The 16,015-nt window shown below is 75.6% G+C and carries 10 protein-coding genes and 1 CRISPR repeat array; of the genes, 7 read left to right on the forward strand and 3 right to left on the reverse strand.

Annotated features, from left to right (window positions below):
* Nucleotides 1-679: 679 nt before the first annotated feature.
* The 3 genes from gdhA (at nucleotide 680) to ACFSJS_RS23825 (ending at nucleotide 5,500) form a co-directional block, all read left to right on the forward strand.
* The gene (gdhA, locus tag ACFSJS_RS23815) at nucleotides 680-2,005 is read left to right on the forward strand and encodes an NADP-specific glutamate dehydrogenase (protein WP_380903767.1); all 1,326 of its coding nucleotides are present in this window, start codon (nucleotides 680-682) and stop codon (nucleotides 2,003-2,005) included.
* Nucleotides 2,006-2,577: 572 nt separating this feature from the next.
* Nucleotides 2,578-3,756, forward strand: coding sequence for a Cmx/CmrA family chloramphenicol efflux MFS transporter (locus ACFSJS_RS23820; RefSeq protein WP_380903769.1), 1,179 nt, complete (start codon nucleotides 2,578-2,580; stop codon nucleotides 3,754-3,756).
* A gap of 289 nt (nucleotides 3,757-4,045) precedes the next feature.
* Nucleotides 4,046-5,500 (forward strand): hypothetical protein, encoded by a 1,455-nt coding sequence (locus ACFSJS_RS23825; protein ID WP_380903771.1) that lies wholly within the window; start codon nucleotides 4,046-4,048, stop codon nucleotides 5,498-5,500.
* A gap of 33 nt (nucleotides 5,501-5,533) precedes the next feature.
* Here ACFSJS_RS23825 and ACFSJS_RS23830 read toward each other — a convergent pair whose 3' ends face one another.
* Nucleotides 5,534-7,678, reverse strand: coding sequence for a SpoIIE family protein phosphatase (locus tag ACFSJS_RS23830; RefSeq protein ID WP_380903773.1), 2,145 nt, complete (start codon nucleotides 7,676-7,678; stop codon nucleotides 5,534-5,536).
* On the reverse strand, nucleotides 7,675-8,829 hold the full coding sequence (locus ACFSJS_RS23835) for an acyl-CoA dehydrogenase family protein (protein WP_380903775.1): 1,155 nt from the start codon (nucleotides 8,827-8,829) through the stop codon (nucleotides 7,675-7,677). The genes ACFSJS_RS23830 and ACFSJS_RS23835 overlap by 4 nt, the downstream gene beginning before the upstream one ends.
* A gap of 484 nt (nucleotides 8,830-9,313) precedes the next feature.
* Between ACFSJS_RS23835 and ACFSJS_RS23840 the strand changes: the two genes are divergently transcribed.
* Entirely contained in the window at nucleotides 9,314-10,651 is a 1,338-nt protein-coding gene (locus ACFSJS_RS23840) for a hypothetical protein (RefSeq protein ID WP_380903777.1), read from the forward strand.
* Nucleotides 10,652-10,826: 175 nt separating this feature from the next.
* Nucleotides 10,827-11,969 (forward strand): hypothetical protein, encoded by a 1,143-nt coding sequence (locus ACFSJS_RS23845; protein WP_380903779.1) that lies wholly within the window; start codon nucleotides 10,827-10,829, stop codon nucleotides 11,967-11,969.
* Between the two features lie 37 nt (nucleotides 11,970-12,006).
* Here ACFSJS_RS23845 and ACFSJS_RS23850 read toward each other — a convergent pair whose 3' ends face one another.
* The gene (locus ACFSJS_RS23850) at nucleotides 12,007-12,372 is read right to left on the reverse strand and encodes a PH domain-containing protein (RefSeq protein WP_380903916.1); all 366 of its coding nucleotides are present in this window, start codon (nucleotides 12,370-12,372) and stop codon (nucleotides 12,007-12,009) included.
* A 275-nt stretch (nucleotides 12,373-12,647) separates the two neighbouring features.
* Between ACFSJS_RS23850 and ACFSJS_RS23855 the strand changes: the two genes are divergently transcribed.
* Both ACFSJS_RS23855 and ACFSJS_RS23860 read left to right on the forward strand, forming a co-directional pair.
* Complete coding sequence (locus ACFSJS_RS23855) at nucleotides 12,648-13,271, forward strand: hypothetical protein (protein WP_380903781.1); 624 nt, start codon at nucleotides 12,648-12,650, stop codon at nucleotides 13,269-13,271.
* A 372-nt stretch (nucleotides 13,272-13,643) separates the two neighbouring features.
* A complete protein-coding gene (locus tag ACFSJS_RS23860) occupies nucleotides 13,644-14,885 on the forward strand; it encodes a DNA methyltransferase (RefSeq protein ID WP_380903783.1) in 1,242 nt (413 codons plus the stop codon).
* Between the two features lie 504 nt (nucleotides 14,886-15,389).
* Nucleotides 15,390-15,967: a CRISPR direct-repeat array (repeat unit 29 nt; unit sequence GGGACCACCCCCGCAGGCGCGGGGACCAC).
* Nucleotides 15,968-16,015: the final 48 nt, after the last annotated feature.

Genomic DNA, 16,015 nt, shown 5'->3' on the forward strand with positions numbered 1-16,015 from the left:
GTAGGCGGGGAAGTCGTCGTCATCGAGCCGGTCGGCGGTGTTCGGTCGGTTCTTCGCAGGCACCTGCACCTCTTGTCGTCGGACGCACCGAAAGAGCCCTGGCGCCGTACGGCACCAGGGCCCCGAGAAACTCAACTCCGCCGGTTCCCTCCGGATGCTCCTCGCGGCGGTTCGCACCTGCTCCGCCGTACACCTCGGGCGTCACCGGCTACGGCGGAAATCCTATCTTTGGCACACTCGGATGTCTACCGCGGATACGGCAGGTTTCCAGGTCTCAGGGGGGCCAGGATCGCACCGGGTGCTCCGAGGGGCCTCACGCGCGGTGAACCCACGGGACCGCCCGGGGGGAGGGCCGGGAACCGGCAGTGTGGCGTACGCCACACCCCGTACGGTTCGCGCCCGGGGCGGCGGCACCCGTCCGCGCGCACCGGAAGCACACCGTCACCATCCGGTCACCGAAGTCGGACGACCGGCCCGCCGGGGCCGGAACGCGGCCCGAAACCGGCGTCCCCGGGGGGAAACCGGAGCCGAAGCGTGTCACGCTGGTAGTCCGCCACGTCGACGCAGACGCCGAGCACCTGTCCATGGGGGTGCTCGGCGTCATGTGTTTGTGCGGGTTCCGTAAGGGACGACGGGACAGAGGCGGACCACGAGAAGCCGCACCTTCTGAGGAGAACGAGTGATCGAGAAGCTCTACGACCGGATACTGCACCGCAACCCCGGTGAGAAGGAGTTCCACCAGGCCGTCTGGGAGGTCCTGGAGTCGCTGGAGCCGGTCTTCTCCCGGCGCCCCGAACTGCTGGACGAGTCCCTCGTCGAGCGGCTGTGCGAGCCGGAGCGGCAGATCATCTTCCGTGTCCCGTGGCAGGACGACTCCGGCCGGACGCACATCAACCGCGGCTTCCGGGTGGAGTTCAACAGCGCCCTGGGCCCGTACAAGGGCGGTCTGCGCTTCCACCCGTCCGTCAACCTCGGGATCATCAAGTTCCTCGGCTTCGAGCAGACGTTCAAGAACGCCCTGACCGGCATGCCGATCGGCGGCGGCAAGGGCGGCAGCGACTTCGACCCCAAGGGGAAGTCGGACGCCGAGGTCATGCGCTTCTGCCAGTCCTTCATGACGGAGCTCTACCGCCACCTGGGCGAGTACACCGACGTCCCGGCCGGCGACATCGGTGTGGGCACCCGCGAGATCGGCTACCTCTTCGGCCAGTACCGCCGGATCACCAACCGCTGGGAGGCGGGCGTCCTGACCGGCAAGGGCGTCCTGTGGGGCGGTTCGCAGGCGCGCGCCGAGGCCACCGGCTACGGCCTGGTCGTCTTCACCGCCGAGATGCTGGGGACGCGCGGCGAGGACCTGGAGGGCAAGCGCGTGATCGTCTCCGGCTCCGGCAACGTCGCCATCCACGCCATGGAGAAGGCGCGGCAGCTCGGCGCCGTGCCGATCGCCTGCTCCGACTCCGGCGGCTACGTGGTGGACGAGAAGGGCATCGACCTGGAGCTGCTCAAGGAGGTCAAGCTGGCCGAGCGCGGCCGGCTGTCGCAGTACGCCGAGCGGAGCGGGGCGAACTTCGTCTCCGGCGGCCGGGTCTGGGACGTGCCCTGCGAGGTGGCCCTGCCGTCGGCCACCCAGAACGAGCTGGACGACAAGGACGCGGCGACGCTGGTGCGCAACGGCGTGCTGGCGGTCGGCGAGGGCGCCAACATGCCCACCACGCCGGGCGGTGTGCGGGTGCTCCAGGAGGCCGGCGTGCTGTTCGGCCCCGGCAAGGCCGCCAACGCGGGCGGCGTGGCCACCAGCGCGCTGGAGATGCAGCAGAACGCCTCGCGCGACTCGTGGACCTTCGAGCACACCGAGGCCCGGCTGACGGAGATCATGCGGCACATCCACCGCCTCTGCCACGAGACGGCCGAGCGCTACGGCCGCCCCGGCGACTACGTGGCGGGCGCCAACATCGCCGGCTTCGAGCTGGTGGAGGAGGCCATGGTGGCGCAGGGCCTCATCTGAGCCATCCCGGGCGGGAGACCGTCCGCCCGGCCGGGCGGCCCGGGGCGGGGCAGGCGCCCCGCCCCGGGCCGCCGCCGTACCGCTTGCCCGGTCCACCGGCGCGGCGGTGCCCCCCGCGGTCCGGGGCGCAGCCGCACAAGGGGCGCACCGGGTGGCGGGACGGCGAGCGGCCGTCCCCCGCCGCCTCCCGCCGCCGGAGGAAGCCGCGAATCCGATGGACGGGACGTCCGGGCCGCCGCTACGGTGTGCCCCGTGTCCAGCCCCGAGGCGTCCAGACGCTAGCCACCGGTTGTCCGGTGGCTGAGCGCGCCGCCGTGCCGAGGCTCCGAGGAATCCGAGCCGGCACGTTCCCTCGCCGTGCCCGCCGCCGGGACACCGTCGCCACGGGTTGCCTCCCCGGATCCGCGTCACCGTCGCCGCAGTAGCGGCCCCGCCCGTGACGCCGGCCCGGGATTCCCGCGCGGTGGTCCCGCGCGCCCGGCCGGACGACCGCTCCCCGCGGTGCCCCGGCCGCGGCCCGCTGCGGTTCGCCGCGTCCCCAACGTCCCTCCACGACGCGGCTGGAGTTCACCATGCCCCTCGCCATCTACATGCTCGGACTGGCGGTCTTCGCCCAGGGCACGTCCGAGTTCATGCTGTCCGGTCTGGTGCCGGACATCGCCGCAGACCTGCACGTGTCCGTACCGGCCGCCGGAGCGCTGACGTCGGCCTTCGCCGCGGGGATGATCGTCGGCGCGCCGCTGATGGCCGTCCTCAGCCTGCGGTGGCCCAGACGGCGGGCGCTCCTGGTCTTCCTGACCGTCTTCCTGCTCGTGCACGTCGTCGGCGCGACCACCACCAGCTTCGGCGTCCTGCTGGCCATGCGCGTCCTCGGAGCGGTGGCCAACGCCGGCTTCCTGGCCGTGGGTCTGGCGACGGCGGCCGCCATGGCCGGTCCCCGCGCCACGGGCCGGGCCACCTCCGTGCTGCTCGGCGGGGTCACCCTCGCGTGCGTCGTGGGGGTGCCCGCGGGAGCGGTGCTCGGCCAACTGTGGGGCTGGCGCTCGGCGTTCTGGGCGGTGGCCGCCGTCTCGGTGCCGGCCGTCGTGGCGATCCTGCGGTCGGTCCCGGCCACGGCACCGGACGCGGCCGCCCCCGGCGCACGGCGGGAGCTGCGGGCGCTGCGCCGGCCCCGGTTGCAGGTGACGCTGCTGCTGGCGGCGCTGGTGAACGGGGCGACCTTCTGCACCTTCACCTACCTGGCCCCGGTGGTCACCGACGTCAGCGGATACGGCACGCGGTGGGTGCCGGTGCTGCTGGCCCTCTTCGGCCTGGGGGCGTTCGCCGGTGTGACCGCCGGCGGCCGCCTGGCGGACACGCGGCCGATGCGGCTCCTGGTCCCCGGCGGCCTGGCCCTGCTCGCCGGCTGGCTCCTGTTCGCGCTCACCGCGGGCAGCGCGGTCGTGGCGCTCCCGCTCGTCCTCGTCCAGGGGGCGCTCTCCTTCGCCGTCGGGTCCACGCTGATCGCGCAGGTGCTCCGCACGGCCGTCGAAGCGCCCTCCCTGGGCGGCTCGTTCGCGACCGCCGCGCTCAACGTGGGCGCGGCCGCCGGGCCCCTGCTGGGCGGCGCCGCCATCGGCGCGGGGCTCGGCTACCGCTCCCCCCTGTGGGTCAGCGCGCTGCTGGTGGCCCTGGCGTTCGCCGCGGCGGGGGCTGCCCTGGCCGTGCGGAGGGCCGGGGGGAGTGCGCGCGAGGAGGTGCCCGCCTCCTGACGCCGGGCACGCGCGGACCGGGGACGGTGCGGGCGGTGCGGACGCCCCCGCCCGCACCGTACCGGCGTCCGGGGGCGCCGCGGGCCGTGCCCGTTCCCCCTTCCGCGCCCGCAAGGCGGCCGCCGCCAAGGTTCCCGGCTGCGCCGGGATTTGACGGACGGTCATACCGGGTGATCGGACGGGACGTTCATCGGTGCGCGTGTCTGAACGATCGGAAGTCCGAAATGCCTCAGAATGGTAGAAACTGCTCCATGATGACCATGGTTGTCCCGTTGCCGAGGAGCGTGGCATGCAAGTTCGCGAAGGGCTCCCCGACCAGCCCACCCGCGTCGGCCGCATCGACTGGCCGAAGGAAGGCGACGACGGTGCGTACCTGCGCCTGCGGAGCGGCCACGTCGTCGTCTTCGACCGGCAGCCCTGGCGGGTCCTGGAGATCGACGAGTACCGGGACCATCCGTGGCCCCTCTCCTACGAGCAGGCCTGGCGCGAACACGTCGAGCTGTGGCGGCACTCGGAGGACCTGCGCCGGATGAACGGGCGGCTGAACGTTCCGCCTCCCGAGCGCTCCGACTTCTACAAGCGGCCCGTCGTCCTCGTCCTGCGCAACGAGAACTTCCCCCGCTCCGCGCCCAAGCACTGGTGCGCGCCCATCGGCCACGGCTGGCAGGTCCTGCCCGAGCACTACGCGGTCTGCCGCACCTGCGGCGAGCTGCCGCCGTGCAGCAAGGGGGAGTACCGCGGGGAGATCGGCCCCCGCGCCGCGGCGCAGAAGGAGGGCGCGGGCCTGTGCGTGCCCGCCGGGTGCTGCATCGGGTGCGCCGAGCCCATCAAGCCCCGCATGCGCACGATCCGCTTCCCCGGACCCAACCTCTGGTACCCGGACCTGGGCGAGGGCAGCGCCGTCTTCCACGCCCGCGCCGCCTGCGCCGACCAGGTCGAGTGCTACCGGCTCCAGTGGAAGGCCGAGCACGTGCCCACCTCGCAGCACCCCTCCGCACCGCTGTGGTCGCCGGGCACGACCGAGAGCGTCCTGCTGCCTCAGACCAGGCTCTCGCCGGACGTCGCGAAGCCGGTCAAGGGCTGGAACAGCCCGGTCGCGGGCGGCGGCACGGGCGGGGGAACGGGAGCGGGAACGGGGGCGGATGCCCCGGAGGCCGCCCCCGCGGGCCGTGCGGCCGAGCCGCGGGCCGAGTGCGCCCCGGCCGTGGAGGCCCCCGGCCTCCCGTTCCAGGCGCCGGCGTGCGCACCGGCGGCTCCGGCGCAGGCCCAGGCCCCCGCACCGGCTCCGGCGGCCCCCGCACCGGCTCCGGCCCCGGTGGCGGAGACCACCGAACCGGCACCCGCGCCGGCCCCGGAACCCGTCGCGCCCCCGGCCGCCCCCGCACCGCAGGCCCAGCTCCAGGCCCGGCCTCAGATCCAGCCCCCGCCGCAGAGCCCGGTCCAGGCGCCGGCCCCGGCGTCCGCGCCGGCAGCCCCGGCACCGCAGCCCGCCCCGCCCGCCCCGCCCGCCCTGCCCACGAGCCAGGAGCCTCCGGCCGCCCCCGCACCGGCCGCACCCCCCGTGCCCCCCGAGGGGCTGGACGCGGTGCGCCGCCTCACCGAGGACCTCAACACCTCCCTGGCCGCCGACCGCCCCGCCTTCCACGACGCGGAGCAGGCGGCCCGGGTGATCGAGGAACTCACCGCCGCGGTCCGCAACATCGCCCTCTGCCTCAACGGCACGAACCTGCGACCCCGCCCCTGACGGCCCGCCGCGCTCCTCCCGCCCGGCGGGCCGTCAGGAGCGGGGCAGGACGGTGACGGCGAGGACGGCCAGGTCGTCGCGGAGCCGCTCGCCCCACCAGGCGTGGGCGTCCTCCAGGAGGGCCGCCACCATGCCGTCGGCCGGACGCCCGCCGTCCGGCGGTGCGGGGAACCGGGCGACGAGGGCCGCGAGGTCCTCCGGCTCCCGCCGGCCCTCCGCGCCCGCCCCCTCGGTGAAGCCGTCGGTGTACAGGACGAGCGTCTCGCCCGGCTTCAGCTCCAGTTCGACGACCGGATGGCTGAGTTCGTCCAGGACGCCCAGCAGCGGTCCGCGCACCTCCAGCGGCTCGGTACCGCCGTCCGCGCGGCGCAGCAGCGGTGCCGGGTGCCCCGCGGAGGCCAGCCGGACCCGGACCGGGCCGGCCCCCGCCGCACCGTCGCCCGGCGGGTCGAGGACGGCGTAGACCAGGGTGCAGAACGGGGTGTTCTGGCGGCGCAGGGCGTTGTTGACCAGCTCCAGCACGTGGTCGGGGTCGGTGGTGTGCTGGGCCGCCGCCCACAGGGTGTGGCGGACCAGGCCGGTGATGGCGGCGGCCCCCGGCCCCTTGCCGCAGACGTCGCCCAGGGCCAGGACGTGCCGCCCGTCGGGCGCGGTGAAGGCGTCGTAGAAGTCCCCGCCTATGTGCAGGCCGCTGCCGAAGGGGTGGTAGCGGGCGGCCAGGTCGAAGCCGGGCAGCTCGGGCAGGCGCGGCGGGAGCAGCGGGTGCTCCAGCGCCTTGGTGGTGTCCTGGAGGCGGCGCAGCAGCCGGTCCTGCCGGATGCCGACGGCCACCTGGTCGGCGACGTTCTCCAGGATGGAGAGCGTCGAGGCGGGCAGCGCCAGGCGGGTGGAGAGCGACAGGACGCCGATCAGCTCGCCGCCGGAGACCAGCGGATACCCGGCGAACGACCCCTGGGGCCGGCCGGGGGAGTCGGCCGCGCCGCCGGCCTGCCCGCCCTGGGCCGGGAGGGCGGGCTGCGGGGGCGTGATGTCCAGGTGGGGGCGGCGCTCGGCGACGATCCGGTCGACGATGGCCTGCTCGGCGTGCGCGGGGTGGGTGCGCGGGGCGCCGTCCTGCCGTTCGAGGTCGGCGCAGGCGGCGGGCTCCGGCGTCCCGGACCGCGTCAGGGTCCATATGCAGGCGCGGTCGGCGCCCAGCCGGTCGGCGGTGGCCCGCGCGCAGCGGTGCAGGCGCTCGGCCAGCGACCCCTGGGCCGTCATGGCGGCGGCGACCTCGGCGCTGAGCAGGGCGTGGCCGGTCCGCTCGGCGAGCTTGCGCTGCGCGTGCAGGCGGTCGGTGACGTCCTCGACCAGGACCAGGCTGCGCTTGCGGCCCTGCGCGTCGAGCACCCGCTGGGGCGCGATGCGCAGGGCCTGCCCGGTACCGTCGGGCCTGCTGCGCTCGAAGACCACGTCGGGGCCGGAGGAGCCGGGGATGCCGGGGGAGGAGTACTCCTCGGCCGAGGCCAGGTGCCGGCGCAGCGCGGGGCGCGCGTCCGGCGGGAACAGCTCGGACAGCGGGCGCCGCAGCGAGCCGGGGTCGGTCAGCTCCAGCACCTCGGCCGCCCTGCGGTTCCAGGCGACCAGCGTGTCGTCGCCGTCCAGCATGAGCGCGCCGATCGGGGCCTGGGAGAGCATCCCGCCCAGCAGGTGCTCGCCGGGCTGGCGGCTGATCACGGCGCCGGAGACGAGCTGCCGCTGGGCCGCCGACCGCACCGCGGCGTCGGTGCGCCGCCGCAGCAGCCTGTCCACCAGGTCGCGGGCCACGTACACCAGCCGGTCGGCCTCGGTGTCCGGTACCCGGCGGACCAGGTCGGAGGGGAAGAGCAGCGGCAGGGTGGCGAGCTTGGCCTCGGTGGCGGAGGTGGAGACCACGGCGACGGCCAGGTCCGAGGCGTGGGGGTGCACGGAGTGGACCAGGCCCACGGGCGCCGCCACCCGCCGGCCGACCACCATGACCGTCGGCCGGCGCTCGCCGGGCGTGCCCGCGGTGTGCTCCGCGACCTCCGCGGCGGTGACGTGCACCAGCTCGATCCGCGAGCCGAAGGTGGACGCGAAGTCCTCGGCGGTCTCGGCGAGCACGTCCACCAGCAGGATCCGGACGCTCTGGGGGGCCGGGACGGTGGTGGGCACCGTCATCCCTCCAGGAGGGGCTCGTCGAGCAGGGCCCGCCCCGTCCACACCCGCAGCAGGTCGGTGACCGGGGACATCACGTGGGCGGCGCGGGCGTCGCGCAGCAGCCGGTGCAGGGTCGAGTCCTCGCCGTAGCCGACGCCGCCGGCGAGGGTCAGGGCGTCGCCCACGGTCGCCTCGGCCGCGTCCGCGACCTCCGCCTTGGCCGAGGCCAGGGCGGGCAGCGCCTCCGGGGAACCGCTCTCCGCCGCCACGGCGGCGTGGTAGATCAGCTGCCGGGTGCGCTCCACGCGGGCCCACATCGTCCCCAGCCGGTGCTGCACGACGGGCTGGGTGCTCAGGGCGCGCCCGCCGCCGCGGGCACGCCGCCGCAGCAGGTGGGCGCGGGCCTCCTCCAGGGCCGCGGCGGCGACGCCCAGGTAGGTGCCGGCCATGGCGAGCAGGAAGTAGGGGGCGACGACGTTGAACACGTACCAGATCTCGTCGCCCTCCTCGCCCAGCAGGCACAGGTCGGGGATCTCGGCCCCGGCCAGCTCCAGTCCGCGCGAGGAGTTGCCGCGCATGCCGAAGCCCTGCCACTGCGGGCCCCACTCCAGGCCCGGCGTGGCGGCGTCCACGACCGTGCAGGAGAACTGGCCGGGCGGCGCCCCGGGGTCGGCGGCGACGGTGGAGACCACGTAGGAGTCGGCGTGGCCGCCGTTGGTGACGAAGCTCTTGGCCCCGGTCAGCCGCAGCCGGTCCGAGCCGCTGCGCTCCATGCGGGTCCGCGGCAGCCAGAACTCGCCGGTCCCCGGCTCCGACAGCGCCAGGGTCGTCAGGTGCTCCCCGGCCGCGATCGGCTCCAGGTACCGCTTGCTCTGCCGGTCGTCGGCCTTCGCGGCGATCACCGCGGAGGCGACCAGGTGCATGCCGAAGCAGATGGACGTCGACGCGCACGCCCGTCCCGTCACCTCGCCGACCTGGGCCACCGCCAGCAGCCCGTGGCCCATGCCGCCGGAGTGCTCGGGCACCACGAGCCCGCCCAGGTGGGACTGCAGCGCCCTGACGCCCTCCTCCGGCCACCGCTGCGCGGCGTCCACGTCCGCGGCCCGCGGAGCCAGCGTCTCCTCGGCGATCTCCCGGGCCAAGGCCACTGCGGCACCCAGCTCGATCCGCACCACCGTCGTACTCCGTTCCTCGGGTGAACCCGGTCGAGGGTATCGGCGGGTGTCCTGTCACCCGGTCTGACTGGCGACCCGGATGGCGACGCTGCCGTAGCGTACTTCAAATCGTACGTATCGGGCGGGCCGGGTCGCCCGGTCCCCGGAGGCCCGGCCCGGGCCCCGGCGGGGGGCGGGCCGGTTGCCGGGCGCGGCGTCCCGCGGCGGGCCCGGGACGGGTGGGGACATTCATACGACCGGACCGACATACCGGTCCGCGCCGCGGTGCCCGGGCGCGTCCGCTGTTAGAACGGACGGGAACGCACGACGGACGGGCGGACGGGCGGACAGGCGGACGGGAGACCACGTGGAGGCCGTGACGGGCGGTTCGGCGACACCCGGGCGGGGGACCGCGGAACCCGGTCCTCCCCCTTCCCGGTCCGGCCTCCCGGACGGCGGGGATCCGCGGAGCCTGCGCCGGGACGCCCGCCGGCTGGCGGCCGTGTGCGCGGCCCTGACCGTCCTGGCCGCCGTGCTGGTGCCGCTCACCCTCCCCCTCGGCTGGGACGAGCGCGTCTACGCCAGCCGCTTCGACCCCTACGCACCCGCCACCCCCTTCAGCGCTCCGCGCACCCGGGGCGTCCCCCTGCTGCTCTCCCCCGTCGCCGCCTGGAGCGACTCCGCCCCGCTGCTGCGGGCCTGGCTGCTGGTGCTCTCGGGCACGGCGCTCTACCTGGGTTTCCGGCCCTGGCTGCGGGTGGTGCCGCGCCCGTCGGCGGTGTGGGTGGCCGCGGGGCTGTACGGCACCGTGTGGACGTTCCTCTTCTACGCGAACTCCGCCATGCCCAACCACTACACGGCCATGGGCGCGCTGGGCGCCACCGGGTGCCTGCTGCTGCGGCGGCCGTGCCGGGGCGGGGTGGTCGCGGGCCTGGCGGTGGTGACGCTGATGCGGCCCAACGACGGCGCGGCCGTCGCCGTCCCGCTGCTGGCCGCCGCCGTCGCGCTGCCCGCCCTGCGCGGCCGGGCCCCGGCCCGGATCGCGGCCGTGGCGGGCGGCCTGGCGGCGGGGGCCCTGCCGTGGGTCGTCGAGGCCCGGCTGCGGTTCGGCGGGGTACGGGAACGCCTCACCGAGGCGAGCGACACCCAGGGCGGCATCCGGCCCGTCCTCGCCGCCGTCCACCAGTTCACCGCCCTGGACGGCCCGCTGCTGTGCCGGCCCTGCGCGGGCGACGGCGTGTGGCCGCCCGCGGTGGGACTGTGGCTGCTGCTGCCGCTGCTCGCCGCGCTCGGCCTGCGGTCCGCGCGCCGCGCCGGTGCCGCCACCGGGCCCCTGTGGACGGCGGTGGCCGTGGCGCTCGCCGCCGCGGCGCAGTACCTCCTCCTCGTCCCCTACGCGGCGCCGCGCTTCCTGCTGCCCGCCTACGCCCTGCTCGCCGTGCCCGCCGCCCTCGGGGTGCTCGCCGCCGCGGACCGGGCCCGCCGCTCGCGCACGGCCGCCGCCGCCCTCGTCGCGGTGCTGGCCGGCCACCTGGCCGTCCAGGGCGTCCTGGCGCACACCCACGCGGGCATACAGGAGCGGGCACGGGAGGACTGGCGGCGGATCGCGGTGGTCCTGCACGAGGCGGGGGTGCGCGCACCGTGCCTGGTCACGGGCAACAGTGCGGCGATCCCCATCGCCCACACGGCGGGCTGCTCCTCGGCCGGCCCGGGGAACCGCACGCGGGCCGACGCCCTGGTGCTGCGCGACGCGGAGCCCCCGCGGTGGGCGCGCGACTGGCCCGTCCACCCCGTGCAGGACACCTACGTCCCCGGCTGGACCGTCGTCGTCCGCCCGTGAGCCGCCTGCCGGACCCGCTCCCGCCGCGGCCGGACGGGGAAGGGGGAACGTTTCGTCCGTACCGGTTCGTGCCGTTCCGTCCCCGAGGCGGGGGCCTCCCGCTACAGTGCGGCCACCAACCGCGTGCCGGGGCCGGTGGGCGCCGGACGCGACCGCCTGCGGCAGGGGGTCGGACATGGCCGGGAACCACACCGGGGAGCGGTCGGCCGGAGGGACGGCCGGAGAGCCGACCGAGCGGGACGCCCTGGCCGCCGTCGGACGGCTGATCGAGGCGCGCGGCGGCGTGGTGGACCTGCGCGCGCTGGGCGCCGTGCGGATCACCCGGTGCCCCGTCCTCGACTGCCGCGTCACCCGCTCCCTGCGGGAGTGCAGGGAGGAGTCCGCCGAGGAGGAGGGGCAGCCCGACCTCTCCGGCCTGCCCGTCTACCGGAACCTGGCGGACCACCCCGTGCCCCCGCCGCACGACCCCCGCGTCCGCCGGGTGCGGGAGCTGGTCCTGGACGGCTCGGTGCGCCGGCACGGCTGCTTCTGCGGCAACGGCAAGGTCCCCTGCTCGATGTGTGCGGGGCGCGGGCGGATCTCCTGCGAGCCGTGGGTGCGGTGCGCCGCCTGCCGGGGGAGGGAGGGCTGCACCGAGTGCGGGGGCAGCGGCCGGCGGCGCGGCGCCCGGCCCGCCCCGGAGCGCCGGGCGGGCGCGGCCGCGGACGCCGGCGGCGCCCCGGCCGACTGCGCCCTGTGCGGTGCGCCGGAGGCGGCCTGCCCCGACTGCCGCGGCCGGGGCCGCAGCCGCACGGTGTGCGCGGACTGCCGCGGCAGGGGCTCCCTGCCCTGCCCGGACTGCGGCGGGTCGGGGAAGAACGACCACGAGGCCTGCGGCGGACAGGGCGTGCGGACCACCTGGACGCGGGGCGTCGTCGAGGACGCGCCCCACCACGAGCAGGTGCGCCTGCCCGGGGAGCGGCTGCCGTTCCGCGTCCGCCACCGGGCCAGGCGGGCGGGGGCCTGGCGCCGCGCCGTCCTCGGCGGGGGCGACCCGCTGCCCGGCGGCCTCGCCCCCGGGCACCGCGCGGCCCTCGGGCCCCTGCTGGAGCGCCGGCCGGGCGAGGTGGCCAGACGGGTGGAACTCGCCCACCTGCCCCTGCTGCGGGTCGAGGTCGCCACCGACCCCGACCGGGTCTTCTACGTCTTCCCCGGCCACGAGCGGCCCGTGGCCGTCCCGGTCGCCTCCCGGCGGCGGGCCCGGCAGGTCGCGGCGGCGGCCCTGGCCGCCGCGTTCCTGTGCTCCCTGCTCCTGATGGCGGCGCTGCTGCCCCGCTGAGGCCGCCCGCCGCCGGCCGGCCGGGCCCGGTCCGCCCCTACCCCGCCACGAACTGCGTCAGGATGGCCTGCACCTCGTAGATGTCCACGCCCTTGGTGAAGGTCTTCCGGATCGGCGCGGCGCCGCCGGAGAGCCAGATCTTCAGCTCCGCGTCGAGGTCGAAGGTCCCGGCCGTCTCCACCGCGAAGTGCGTGATGCTCCGGTACGGAATGGAGTGGTACTCCACCTTCTTGCCCGTGACCCCCTGCTTGTCGACGAGGATCAGCCGGCGGTCGGTGAAGAGGATGGTGTCGCGGATCAGCAGGTACGCGGCGTGGACCTGCTCCCCCTGCCCCAGCAGCCGCGCGTACTCCTGCTGCGCGGCGGCCGGATCGACGGTGTGCGCGTTCCCGAACAGCGCCATGCCCTGCCCCCTGTCGGATCGGTCCTGCCCCACCGGTGCGTTCCCCCGCAACCTACCCCATCGCACCGACGGTCCCGGGGGCGCGGCGGCCCCGCCCCCGTTCTGCGGACGCGTTCCACCCCCGGTGCGTCACCGCAGGTCAGCGGGGGTGGAACGATCCGCCGTCCCGCAGTGCCGCGTTCGTGTTGCCCCACTCCGCGCCGCCCGCCGAAGCTGGTCGGCACCCCCGGCGACCACGCCGGGGGCGCCGACCACCGCAACGGGAGATGCCGACCATGCACGCGCTCCGCACCGCACTCACCGCCGCCCTGGCCGCCGCCGGCCTGGGCCTGGCCACCGCCCCGCCCACCCCGGCCGCCGCGGCCCCGGCCACCGCGAGGACCGGACCGGTCTTCCTCGACGCCGCGCAGCTGCCGCCGTCCCTCACCCCCTGGACGGCCGGGGCGGTCACGGGGGGACTGCCCGAGGGGGACGTGCCCTGCGCGCCGGGGGTCCTCCCGGCCAAGGGCACCGCCCACCGCGTCTTCCACACCGAACTGGACACCGGCGGCCTGCAGGTCACCACGGTCGCCCCGACCGCCGCCAAGGCCGCCGAGACCGCCGCCGGCCTGCGCCGGGCGCTCGCCGCCTGTGCCGACCGCGTCGAACGGCAGTACCCCACGACGGAGGCGGACGGCGCCTACCACGGCAGGCTGGCGGTGGAGGACGGCGCCCACGTCTACAGCCTGGACACCCGGGACCTCCAGGTGGGCAGCACCGACATCGCCCTGTTCTCGGTGGGCCGCGACGGACGCACCGTCACCTACGTCCAGTGGGGGCAGATGGGCGACCTGGAGGACGCCCCGCTGGACGCCTTCAAAACCACCACCCGCACCGCGGTGGACCAGCTCCACCGCTGACCCGACCCGGGCCGGCGCGTTCCCCTCCGGAACGCGCCGGCCCGGACGGACCGATCCGCGCTCCGGCCGCTCTCCCGGGGCGACGGGGCGTACCCGCCTCCGCTTCCGGACCCCGCACCCACGCCGCGCCGTGGAACGGGGGCGAGGGCCGCTTCGGGCGGGGCGGCACCGGCCGCGGGTGCACGGGGACGTCCACCGCGGACGGCAGGTGGTTCCACGACCGGTCCGTGCCCGGCGACGTCATCGAGGTCACCGGTCCGACCGGGGGCACGGCCGCCGTCGGCGGCGGCTGCGGCGACCGGAAACCGAGCGTAATACAGTGACCCTCCGTGCCGGCGCGGAGCGCGTCCGCGCCGCTCTCCCGGAGGCCAAGTGACGACCGTGGTGGACCGCGCCGCCCCCGCCCGCAACGAGCACATGACCTTCCGGGCCAACATGGGGGCGGGGCGGCACGGCTGGCTGCGGCTGACACCCGCCTACGGCGTCCGCCTGGTACGGGACCGCATCTCCCACCTGCCCGAGGGAAGCGTGATCACCGATCCGTTCTCCGGGACGGGGACGACCCCGCTCGCGGCCGCCGAACTCGGCCACTTCGGCCAGTCCGTGGACGTGAACCCGTTCCTCGTCTGGCTGGGCACGGTGAAGACCAGCCGCTACTCCCCGAAGACGCTCCTGGCGGCGGTCGACGCCGCCCGGGACGTCGTGGCGGCGGCTCGCGCGCACCGGCGGGACGACGACCTGTGGCAGCCGGACATCTTCAGGATCGAGAAGTGGTGGAGCCCCGGTGCGCTGCACGCCCTGAAGGCCCTGAGGGCCTCCATCGACCGGTACGAGGGGCAGGTGAGGGACCTGCTGGAGGTCTCCCTGTGCCGGTCCCTCATCTCGTGTTCCAACGCGGCGTTCAACCACCAGTCCATGTCCTTCAAGGACCGGGCCGGGGAGCCGGCCATCTTCGACATCGACGACGCCACGCAGACCTTTGCCGTCTTCGGCCAGGAGATGGCGTCGGTCGTCGAGTCGGCCCGGTACGACCTGCTCGGCTCGGCCGGCATCCACCAGGGGGACTCACGCGAGGGGGTGAAGGCCCTGAAGGAGGCCGACCTCGTCCTGACGTCGCCGCCGTACGTGAACCGCATGTCCTACATCAGGGAGCTGCGGCCCTACATGTACTGGCTCCGCTACCTCGACCTGGCCAGTGACGCGGGGGACCTCGACTGGCGGGCGATCGGCGGGACGTGGGGCACGGCGACGTCGAAGCTGAAGTCCTGGAAGCCCGAGACCGGGACCCCCGTGGACGAGGCCATGCGGGCGGTCTGCGACCGCATCGCGGAGGACGGCGGCAGGAACGGCCCGCTCCTGTCGGCCTACGTGCACAAGTACCACCACGACATGTGGCTCCACTTCCAGGCCGTCACCCCCACCCTGAAGCGCGGCGGAGCGGTCTCCTACATCGTGGGCAACAGCACCTTCTACACGCACGAGGTGCCCGTCCAGGAGTGGTACGCGGCCATGCTCAGGGAGCTCGGGTACGAGGACGTCAAGGTGGAGATCATCCGCAAGCGGAACAGCAACAAGGCCCTGTTCGAGTACGAGGTCACCGGCATCCGGCCGTGACCGCCGCCGAGGGAGGGGACCGGGCCGCCGGGGCGGCGCTGCTCCGGGGCGGGGAGCGGCGCAGGGTCCGGTGAGCCCCGAAGGGGGCGCGGCCGACAGGGGGCAGCAGCAAGGCCCAGGTCGTCCGACCTGGGCCTTCGGTGTGGAGCGGGCGACGGGAATCGAACCCGCGCTCTGAGCTTGGGAATCACCGGCGCCTACGGCGCTCATGTGGGCTCTGACCTGCGGGAAAGTCTCTCGGAAGGGCTGGTCGCAGTGGTCCCTTGAGGCCGGTGGTGATTGCTGTTCGCCGTGCTGAAGGGCACAGATGGGGTACGCCTCGGCATCTGTGCGCTGAACCCGTGAATCACAGTACGGCGTACACACCTCCTGTCCCCGGCCAGGTGGCGGACGTCGCGAGCGCAAGCCGAACCGGAGCTGTCTCCAGCCGTTTGAGTCATGAGGCTTGCAAACCCCGCAGACGTAGGAACTACGCGACGGAGCCTGCGGCGCTGTGGCATGGCGGGAACCACCCCCGCAGGCGCGGGGACCACAACCTCGGCATCGCCGAGCGCGCGTTCCGGAAGGGACCACCCCCGCAGGCGCGGGGACCACTCCGCCAGCATCGCCGAGGCCATCACCGCAGCGGGACCACCCCCGCAGGCGCGGGGACCACCTGGCCGCCGACGTGCTGGCCAACGTCGAGCAGGGACCACCCCCGCAGGCGCGGGGACCACCGGCCGCTTCGAGGCGTGCGAGCCATATCGCGGGGACCACCCCCGCAGGCGCGGGGACCACTGGCTGCACCATCGGCGCGACGTTCTTGAAGAGGGACCACCCCCGCAGGCGCGGGGACCACGGTGCGGGAGCCGCCGGAGCCGGTCGGGCCGTGGGACCACCCCCGCAGGCGCGGGGACCACCTGACCTGGACGACACCCCGGACGGCCGTCCCGGGACCACCCCCGCAGGCGCGGGGACCACTTGGGCTCGGCTGCCGCCAGGGCCGCAGCCTGGGGACCACCCCCGCAGGCGCGGGGACCACGCGAGGTCGGGGCTGGCCTGGCAGGCGCGGAGGGGACCACCCCCGCAGGCGCGGGGACCACCGGCACGGACTCCGTCCGGGTACATCCAGGCGGGGACCACCCCCGCAG

This window comes from Streptomyces desertarenae (assembly GCF_042681365.1).
GTDB lineage: Bacteria > Actinomycetota > Actinomycetes > Streptomycetales > Streptomycetaceae > Streptomyces > Streptomyces desertarenae.

Excerpts from the sequence above, each read along its gene's own strand:
- ACFSJS_RS23825 (WP_380903771.1), top strand. The coding sequence starts at position 4,046 with ATGCAAGTTCGCGAAGGGCTCCCCGACCAGCCCACCCGCGTCGGCCGC.
- ACFSJS_RS23820 (WP_380903769.1), top strand. The coding sequence starts at position 2,578 with ATGCCCCTCGCCATCTACATGCTCGGACTGGCGGTCTTCGCCCAGGGC.
- ACFSJS_RS23855 (WP_380903781.1), top strand. The coding sequence starts at position 12,648 with ATGCACGCGCTCCGCACCGCACTCACCGCCGCCCTGGCCGCCGCCGGC.
- ACFSJS_RS23850 (WP_380903916.1), bottom strand. The coding sequence starts at position 12,372 with ATGGCGCTGTTCGGGAACGCGCACACCGTCGATCCGGCCGCCGCGCAG.
- ACFSJS_RS23845 (WP_380903779.1), top strand. The coding sequence starts at position 10,827 with ATGGCCGGGAACCACACCGGGGAGCGGTCGGCCGGAGGGACGGCCGGA.
- ACFSJS_RS23830 (WP_380903773.1), bottom strand. The coding sequence starts at position 7,678 with ATGACGGTGCCCACCACCGTCCCGGCCCCCCAGAGCGTCCGGATCCTG.